We start from the raw sequence: 8,138 nt of genomic DNA on the forward strand, positions 1-8,138 counted from the left end.
CAAAAAAGCCCCGGAAGCGGGTGCATCCGGGGCTTTTTCTGGAAAACCAGACTAGTTCTCATGCCTAATAAAGTTCAGGCGAGCGCTATCCAGTGCAGGGTCATGCAGGGTTTCAAATATAAACTGATTACCGCGGTACACGATCTTTACGGTATCATATTCCTTGAAACCTTCTTCAATGACGGATTTCAGGCTCGACAAACAGGTCAGAAAAGCCACCGTTACAGCGGTGCTGAGGGTGGAGTAATCATGCTTACCAAGCTTCAGGGCAGTTTCGCAGCATTCGTCCAGGATCAGACTGTGCAGCGGATGTATGCCGTCTATACTGTAATCGTCTATGTATTGCTGTTTTAATATATGTGCATCCGTTATCATTATTCCAAATTTATCTCGATTTATGTACGAAAAGTTGGAAGAGAAAGATACTCGGCTTGCATACTTTCTACCCTAAAAGGGGCCCTATCTGCCTGAAAAGGGCTTTTTTAGGGCGCCCTTTTTGTGTGTTGCTGCAGCCAGGCAAGCAGCTGGGAATAGTGCATGCGGCTGGTGGCCAGCGCCAGCATCAGCTGCTGCCGCTCCTCCTCTCCGGCGCTTAGGTCCAGGCCTGCTTCCAGCAGCTGCAGCCGCATCAGTACATAGGCGGTGCGCATGTTGCCTTCTACAAAGGGGTGATTTTTTGTAAGGCTTTCAGCCAGGGCAGCAGCCTTTTCCAGCGGACCGGGGTAGAGCTCGTCTCCCCCGAAAGAGGCCAGGGGGCGGGCCAGGGCGGCCTCCAGGGCACGCTCATCCCGCAGGCCCGATGCGCCAAAAAAGCGCTCGTTCAGCCGCTCATGCAGCTGCAGCACCTCTTGCTTTTCCATCATCGGCCCAGGCGTTTTAGCAGGGGGGCATCTTCGGCCATGATCTGCTCAACCAGACGCGCCCGCTGTTGCAGGTCTGGGGCAGATGCTGCCCGGTCGGGCGCAGGCTGCTCTACGCCCAGCTGCTGAAAATAAAGACCCATCAGGCCCCTGCCCTCCATGCTGCCGGGGGGCAGGCTGGCCCGGGGCAGGGGGTTGTGCTCCGGGTCCTGCGCCTTAAGCCAGTGGGTGACGGGACCAAACTTGTTTTCGGTATACTGCAGCATGATCCACTCCCAGCGGGCATAGTGCTGCAGCATCCAGATCAGCTCGGGGGCAAGCCAGCCCTTTTCCACCAGGGTGTTGAGCCGGTAACAGGCTTCGGTGATGCGGTCTTCCTCCAGATCGGCCAGGCCGGTAAAGGGGGCGGGTTCAACCTCGGCATACCAGCTCAGAAACAGGGCCCGCTTAAGGGCTTCGTTGCGCAGCTCCCGGCTGCGGTGGTAGCGCCCCAGCGCCACATAGCTGGCGTGAATGTGCCGGTAACGGGCAAAGATGCCCTCCTGCTGCAGCTGCCGGTTGCGCTGGGCTGCCGTGCCGCTGAGCTGCTGCACATACTGCCTAATGGCAAGCTCCTGCTCATGCAGCTGCAGCAGGATGGTGGGATCGGTATAGCGGGGGTCTACTGCCATGGCTGCTCAAGTATTAAGAGCCTAAGCAGTTGTTTCATCGCCCAACGCTCAGAGTGGTTCAGAAAAAACACAACTAAATATTCTAACTATTCAAAATATGCTACCAAGTTATTCCTTCTTTACGCTATAAGCCGTATCTTCACATTTTTAAACGAAACGTTTCCTCAATCTTTGCCGCTCATGAAGCATTTTTTACTTACCCTGGCCTGCTGCCTGCTGGCATTGGGTACACAGGCACAACATTTTGTAGGCGCCCGGGCAGGCTACGGCTTTCACCAGATGCGCTTTAATGTAGTTCCTGCTCCTGCGCAGGAATGGGCCCAGGGCGCCACCGGCGGATTTATATTCCGCTCCATGGCCACCAAGCACCTGGGCATCCAGATAGAACTGCTGGCCGAAGAAAAAGGCTGGCACGTATATCCGGGCACTGCAGAAGCCTATCACCTGCAGGAGCTGCATGCCACCCTGCCGGTGCAGTCGGTGCTGGTCATTGGCAAAGGCAAGTTACAGTTTGTACTGACGGCAGGCGCCTTCGCTTCCTATATTTTTGGGCAGGAGCCGCAGCTCGATGGGCTGGATACCAGCGATAAGGATTATTATAACGACCAGCGCCTGCAGGAATGGCAGTTTGGCCTGCTGGGCGGCGGCGGCCCCATGCTAAAGGTAAGCAAACGCAGCCGGCTGCAGCTGGATGCCCGCTATGTATATACCCTAAGCAACCGCCTGGAACCCAACCTGAGCCTGGATAACACCTATGATGTAAGCCAGTTTAACTCCATACAGGTAGGTCTTAGCTGGCTGATTCGCCTGCGAGAACTGGAAACCTTTAAATCAAGATACGACCACTCTAAATAAGACCAGCCGAGCCTTTATATACCAACTTTGGTCCTGCTACGTTCTCTTGTTCCAGTTCTGTTTGTTATTTTAGTGCATGGATAATTTCGTATCGGGTTCCAACAGCGTGAATGAAGATCTCCGCAGAGAGCATCAGCAAAAATTAAAAGAGGTTTTTTTTGAAGTAGGCAAAGTAGTAGTAGGCCAGCAGCACATGCTCAACCGCCTGCTGATTGGCCTGTTCACCAATGGCCATATTTTGCTGGAAGGGGTGCCCGGCCTGGCCAAAACCCTGGCCGTAAATACCCTGGCCCAGGTACTGCACCTGGACTTCAAGCGCCTGCAGTTTACCCCCGACCTGTTGCCCGCCGACCTGATCGGCACCATGATTTACAACCAGCAGACCGGTTCCTTTGAGGTAAAAAAGGGTCCTATCTTTGCCAACATCATCCTGGCCGATGAGGTAAACCGCTCACCCGCCAAGGTACAAAGCGCCCTGCTGGAAGCCATGCAGGAAAAACAGGTGACCATAGGTGATACCACCTATCCCCTGGACCGCCCCTTTCTGGTGCTGGCCACCCAGAACCCGGTTGATCAGGAAGGTACCTACCCCCTGCCCGAAGCGCAGGTAGACCGCTTTATGATGCGCGTGTTTGTGGATTACCCCAGCAAGGACGAGGAGCTGGAGATCATGCGCCGCATGGCCAATACCTCCTTTTCGGCCACCATCGGCACGGTATTGAGCAAGGATGATATCTTTCAGATCCGCAACGAGATCAATGCCGTTAACATCAACGATTCCCTGGAGCGCTACATCATAGAGCTGGTGTGGGCCACCCGCCAGCCGGCGCAGTATGGACTTAAGGACGAGGCCAGCTACATCCAGTTTGGTGCCTCGCCCCGCGCCAGCATCAACATGAACCTGGCCGCCAAGGCCGTGGCCTACTTTGACGGGCGTGATTATGTGCTGCCCGAAGATGTAAAAGCCGTAGCCGAAGATGTGCTCAACCACCGCATACTGCTCAACTATGAGGCCGAGGCCGAAGGGGTAACCGGCAAGGATCTGGTACGCTCCATTCTGCAGAAAATTCCCATCAGCAGCCTGTAATCCCTTCTGCCAGCCCCGGCCTGCCCAAAACTTATTGCTGGACCGTCAGGCTTTCCTGGCTGCTCCTGTATTCTCCACAGATGGGAGAAAAGGTGCCGGCCGTAGGATAGCACCGGGCTTTTCAATAAGATATCCGGACCTCCCGATACTTTTTTTGGCCGGTGCATATAAAACTCCGGCTCTATCCGTTACGTACTCACTAAGGATAGTATAGTGATGTAAGAAAAAGACCTATCCTGGAGCAAAAGATACCGCCTGCATAAACGCTGACCTGATTGTAATTTTTCCATAATTAGTTGATTTAATTAGCTATATTCGCAACTTATTAGTAGAATTGCAGACTATTGGACTGCCTATAGGAACCCGCGGGCTTGAGTTCTGGATGTAAGAAGTAAGGGATTGATGGCTATTGTTTCAATGCACAAAAGACTAGTTTTACTCATAGGCCTGTGGCTTCTGCCACTCCTGATGTTGGCTGAAGTAAGCAACATTTCCATCTCCGGTGAGGTCATAAGCCCCAAAAACCGGCAGGTGCGCGTGTTGCTGTACTCTTTTGTGCCCGGTGAGCAAGCCCATGCCGCTACCACCGAACTGGATGAGAGCAACAAGTTTAGTTTTGTGGCCTACATCCGGGAGCCGGTATATGGCCGCCTGTATTATGGTGCGCATTCTACCGCTGTATTCCTGGAGCCGGGCATGCAGCTTAGCCTGCGCTTTGATGCCACCAACTTTGAAACCTCCCTTACATTTTCCGGCGATGGCGCTGCCGAAAACACCTACCTCTTTCAGCACCGGCGCACCTACGAGATTGGCTTTAATGAACTTCAGGACAAAGTTGCCAAACTACAACCCGCAGACTTTCAGGCCTGGGCCCGGCAGCGCAAAGAAGAGCAGCAAAAATTCCTGCAGTCCAGGATCAATGTGGTTAATCCGGCCTTCTTTGCCTTGCAGCAGGCCGATATTGAGTACAGCTGGGCCAATGAGCTCTTTCTGTATGCCGAAACGCACCACAATACCAAAAGCAAGCGCTACCGGCTGCCCGAGCAATACTTTGCCTATATCGACCAGATCAAGCTCCATCACTATGATGTCATCCACCTGGCCAGCTACCGCAATTTTCTGCTGAACTACATCAAACATCAGTACACCAAAACCTACAAGACCCAACCCAGGCCTGAGGATGAGGACTACTACAGCCGCATGTACGCCCTTACGGCCGACAACCTGCGCTCGCTGCCCAAATTTCATGTGCAGGCTGTGTTTCTGGTAGAGGCCATTGCCGGCCGGGGTCTGGAGGTGGTAAAGGATGAGTACATTGAGTTTGCCAACGAATGCCCCGTGCAGCCTTACAAAAACGAGCTGCATGAGCTGGTAAAGATGCAGAATGTGTTTGAGGTAGCCGCTCCCAAGGTAGTGTTCCGCAGTAAAGACGGACGCGAGGTACCCCTGAATCACCTCAAAGGCCACATTGTACTGGTTCGCTTCGACAATGACCCCCTCTCTGCCGATCCGGCCGAGATAGAACAGCGCGATGCCCTGCTGCGCCGCCAGCTGTCGGGCTTTAAGGATGTGAAATTTCTGCAGCTCTCCATGGCCGACAACCGTGAGGCCTATGAACAGATGGTGTATGCCGATGCCAATGAGTACCTCAAAAGCATCATCAACCGCCCCAAGCCCGGCCAGCAGGTACAACTTCCGGCCTGGTCGTATGTAGTGCTAAACCGCGAGGGCCTGGTAGTAAGCAACAGCCTGGACGATCCCAAAAACGAACTGGCCATCGATAAGATCAAGATCATACTGGAGCAGGAAGAGCAACAGATTGCGGCCGACCAGGAACCCTGATCCTTTTTTTATCAGCCCCTAACTTTTTGCTCAACCAGCCCGCATACGGCTGGTTTTTTCGTTTAGGGCCCAGTCACAGGCAGCGCTCCGCTACGCCACTCCTGCCAGGCCCTGAAAATCCCGGCCCGGAAAAAGCCTCTGATGGTGCTGCAGGGCGCCAAAGACCCCCCGGTGCTGCAGGTAGAATCAGACGAGATTGTAGCGGCCGTAAAGAAAAATGGCGTGCCGGTAGAGTATGTGCTCTTTGAAGATAAGGGCCATGGGATTGTAAAGAAAGAAAATGAAATAGAGGGCTACGGCAAGGTGCTTCAGTTTCTGGATACCCACCTAAAGAAAGCCAATCCGTAAACCGGTATTCAAAAGCCCGCCAAAGCGGGCTTTTTTACTGCCTGTAGTAGTAATGATGTAGTCGTCTGCAAACGTTGTAGTAGTAATGATGTAGTGTTTTCATAAGCGATTTAGGCTGAGGGTGGTTTGATTGTTCTATACCAACTACTAACCACCCCATGAAAAAACTTGTACTTCTGACAATGGCCTGCTGCTGCACCCTGCTGGCACAGGCCCAATGCCCAACACCGGTTTGGGCCGATGAATTTAGTGGAACCAGCCTGGACCAGAGCAAATGGAACTACCAGATTGGCGATGGCTGCGCCGAAGGCATCTGCGGCTGGGGCAACAACGAGCTGCAATCCTATCAGCAGGCCAATGTAACCGTAGCGAACGGCTTGCTTAAGATCACGGCTAAACGGGAGCGCATCCGGGGCGCCAATTATACCTCCGGCCGCATCAATACCAAGGGCAAAGGCGACTGGACCTATGGCCGCATGGAAGCCCGTATTAAATTACCGGCCGGGGGCGGTCTGTGGCCTGCCTTTTGGATGCTGCCCACCAATGAAGTATATGGAGGATGGCCAAAAAGCGGCGAGATTGACATTATGGAGTTTGTGGGGCACCATCCCCAGGAAGTGCTGGGCACCATTCACTATGGCGATGCCTACCCCAACAACCAGTATCAGGGCAACAAATATGTGCTTCATGAGGGCACTTTCCCGGAGGGGTACCACACCTTTGCCATCGAGTGGGAGCCGGGCGAAATTCGCTGGCTGCTGGATGGCGTGCTGTATTCTACCAAGCGCACAGCCGATCTTTTGCCCTACCAGTGGCCTTTTGATAAGGACTTTCATTTTCTGCTGAATGTAGCCGTAGGGGGTAACCTGGGCGGAGCGGTAGATAACACCATTTTTCCGGCCACCATGGAGGTAGACTGGGTGCGGGTGTACGATACCTACCTGCCCTACCTGCAGGGAGCCCGGGAAGTGGCCTACCAGGCCAGCGGCACTTCCTACACCCTTAAGAACCTGCCGGCCAATGCTACTGTCAACTGGTCGGTGCCCGCCGGGGCCACCCTTGTATCCGGACAGGGTACGCCCACCATCACCGTAGACTGGGGCAGCAGCGGCGGACAGCTCACTGCCACCTACAGCACAGGCTGCGGTACCCAACAGCTACAGATGCTGGTACGCGTAGAACCAAGCTACCAGCGCAGCTTCAGTTTCCAGAACTTTGATGCCCCCGCCACCATTGCCTTTAGCTCGGCTACAGGCACCCTTAGTACGGTAAGCAATCCGGCTCCCAATGGGGTAAATGGATCGGCACTGGTTGGAAAATACATTCGCAACGCTTCGCAGCAGTATGATGTGCTGGCCTACACCGTACAGAATATTTCAGATGCCTCACTCTACTACACCAAGGAGAAGAAATTCTACATGGATGTTTACACGGCCGCTCCGGCAGGCACCCAGATTCTGCTGCAGCTGGAGACGTCTACGGCTACGGCCAGCAATTACCCCAGCGGCCGCCATAGCCGCTATGTAGCCACCACTACCAACACCAACAGCTGGGAGCGGCTGGAATTCAGCCCCCTTGATCAGCCCGATGCCAGCGCCAGCAACAGCGGGGTCACCAAGCTTATTATGCTCTTCGCCTCCAATACCTTTACCGGCGATACCTATTACTGGGATAATTTTGATAGCTACGATGCCCAGAACGATGGGGGTGGCGGGGGAGGCAATCTTGCCCCTGCCGTAAGCATCAGCAGCCCGGCCTCGGGCAGCACCTTTACCTCCCTCAATCCCATTGCCATAACAGCAAGCGCTTCGGATGCCGATGGCAGCATCAGCAAGGTAGATTTTTATGTGGGCGCGCAATTGCTCAGCACCGATACCAGTGCTCCTTACGAAGCAAGTTTTACACCCCCCGGCAATGGCACCTATACCCTTACGGCCGTGGCAACGGACAATGAGGGGGCCAGCACAAGCTCTGCAGGGGTTAGCATTACTGTGCAAACCAGCACCAAGGGCGGAGGCAAACCTAAGCGCCTCTCTGGAGAAGTGGCCTACTTTCCCAATCCCCTGAAAGGGGAGCTAAGCATTCGGCTGGATGATGGCCAGGCCAGCGGTATGGTATACATTCTAGATACCTCCGGACGGCGCCTGGCAACGGCTCCTTTAGAAAAAGGGCAGGCGCAGCTGAGCGTGCAGCAACTTCCGCAGGGCCTCTATCTGCTGGAGATCCATACCGGGCAGGGCATACAGGTTGAGCGGGTGGTTAAGTAGCAACATGTTACCCACAACAAGACATGAGTCATCCCGAATTTTTTTATTGGGGATTTAATGATAAAAATAGCCCTTGGGCATCTCCAGAGGCTGTTTTTATCTTCAGGTGTCGGTCATTGTGATGAAGCGGGGGGCGCCCCCCGTAGCGGAAGAAGCAATCTGGCTTCTGTGGGCATTGACGCCAGATTGCTTCTCTTCGATCGCAATG

8 protein-coding genes are annotated in these 8,138 nt (G+C 54.1%); 5 read left to right on the plus strand and 3 right to left on the minus strand.

Features of this window, described 5'->3' with window-relative positions; all coding sequences use genetic code 11:
• Positions 1-51 precede the first annotated feature (51 nt).
• The 3 genes from ADICEAN_RS22270 to ADICEAN_RS05090 form a co-directional block, all read right to left on the minus strand.
• Entirely contained in the window at positions 52-375 is a 324-nt protein-coding gene (locus ADICEAN_RS22270) for a hypothetical protein (protein ID WP_009194466.1), read from the minus strand.
• Between the two features lie 107 nt (positions 376-482).
• Positions 483-863 carry a type II toxin-antitoxin system death-on-curing family toxin gene (locus ADICEAN_RS05085; RefSeq protein ID WP_009194467.1) on the minus strand — a complete coding sequence of 127 codons (381 nt, stop codon included), beginning with the start codon at positions 861-863 and terminating at the stop codon, positions 483-485.
• The gene (locus tag ADICEAN_RS05090; protein WP_009194468.1) at positions 860-1,531 is read right to left on the minus strand and encodes a hypothetical protein; all 672 of its coding nucleotides are present in this window, start codon (positions 1,529-1,531) and stop codon (positions 860-862) included. The genes ADICEAN_RS05085 and ADICEAN_RS05090 overlap by 4 nt, the downstream gene beginning before the upstream one ends.
• Before the next feature lie 180 nt (positions 1,532-1,711).
• Between ADICEAN_RS05090 and ADICEAN_RS05095 the strand changes: the two genes are divergently transcribed.
• From ADICEAN_RS05095 to ADICEAN_RS22550, 5 genes are all read left to right on the plus strand, one after another.
• Positions 1,712-2,386 carry an outer membrane beta-barrel protein gene (locus ADICEAN_RS05095; protein WP_009194469.1) on the plus strand — a complete coding sequence of 225 codons (675 nt, stop codon included), beginning with the start codon at positions 1,712-1,714 and terminating at the stop codon, positions 2,384-2,386.
• A gap of 76 nt (positions 2,387-2,462) precedes the next feature.
• Positions 2,463-3,473 carry an AAA family ATPase gene (locus tag ADICEAN_RS05100; RefSeq protein WP_009194470.1) on the plus strand — a complete coding sequence of 337 codons (1,011 nt, stop codon included), beginning with the start codon at positions 2,463-2,465 and terminating at the stop codon, positions 3,471-3,473.
• A 468-nt stretch (positions 3,474-3,941) separates the two neighbouring features.
• Positions 3,942-5,315, plus strand: a complete 1,374-nt coding sequence (locus ADICEAN_RS05105) for a hypothetical protein (RefSeq protein WP_040396284.1) — start codon at positions 3,942-3,944, stop codon at positions 5,313-5,315.
• A 117-nt stretch (positions 5,316-5,432) separates the two neighbouring features.
• On the plus strand, positions 5,433-5,663 hold the full coding sequence (locus tag ADICEAN_RS05110; RefSeq protein WP_262486173.1) for an alpha/beta hydrolase family protein: 231 nt from the start codon (positions 5,433-5,435) through the stop codon (positions 5,661-5,663).
• A gap of 158 nt (positions 5,664-5,821) precedes the next feature.
• Positions 5,822-7,930: a family 16 glycosylhydrolase gene (locus ADICEAN_RS22550; RefSeq protein WP_009194473.1), complete on the plus strand. Its 2,109-nt coding sequence runs from the start codon at positions 5,822-5,824 to the stop codon at positions 7,928-7,930.
• Positions 7,931-8,138: the final 208 nt, after the last annotated feature.

The sequence above is a fragment of the Cesiribacter andamanensis AMV16 genome, from assembly GCF_000348925.1.
Taxonomy (GTDB): Bacteria; Bacteroidota; Bacteroidia; order Cytophagales; family Cyclobacteriaceae; genus Cesiribacter; species Cesiribacter andamanensis.

Bases quoted from the DNA above. Each gene is read 5' to 3' on its own strand.
- ADICEAN_RS22270 (WP_009194466.1), bottom strand. From the start codon at position 375: ATGATAACGGATGCACATATATTAAAACAGCAATACATAGACGATTAC.
- ADICEAN_RS05095 (WP_009194469.1), top strand. From the start codon at position 1,712: ATGAAGCATTTTTTACTTACCCTGGCCTGCTGCCTGCTGGCATTGGGT.
- ADICEAN_RS05085 (WP_009194467.1), bottom strand. From the start codon at position 863: ATGATGGAAAAGCAAGAGGTGCTGCAGCTGCATGAGCGGCTGAACGAG.
- ADICEAN_RS22550 (WP_009194473.1), top strand. From the start codon at position 5,822: ATGAAAAAACTTGTACTTCTGACAATGGCCTGCTGCTGCACCCTGCTG.
- ADICEAN_RS05100 (WP_009194470.1), top strand. From the start codon at position 2,463: ATGGATAATTTCGTATCGGGTTCCAACAGCGTGAATGAAGATCTCCGC.
- ADICEAN_RS05090 (WP_009194468.1), bottom strand. From the start codon at position 1,531: ATGGCAGTAGACCCCCGCTATACCGATCCCACCATCCTGCTGCAGCTG.
- ADICEAN_RS05105 (WP_040396284.1), top strand. From the start codon at position 3,942: ATGTTGGCTGAAGTAAGCAACATTTCCATCTCCGGTGAGGTCATAAGC.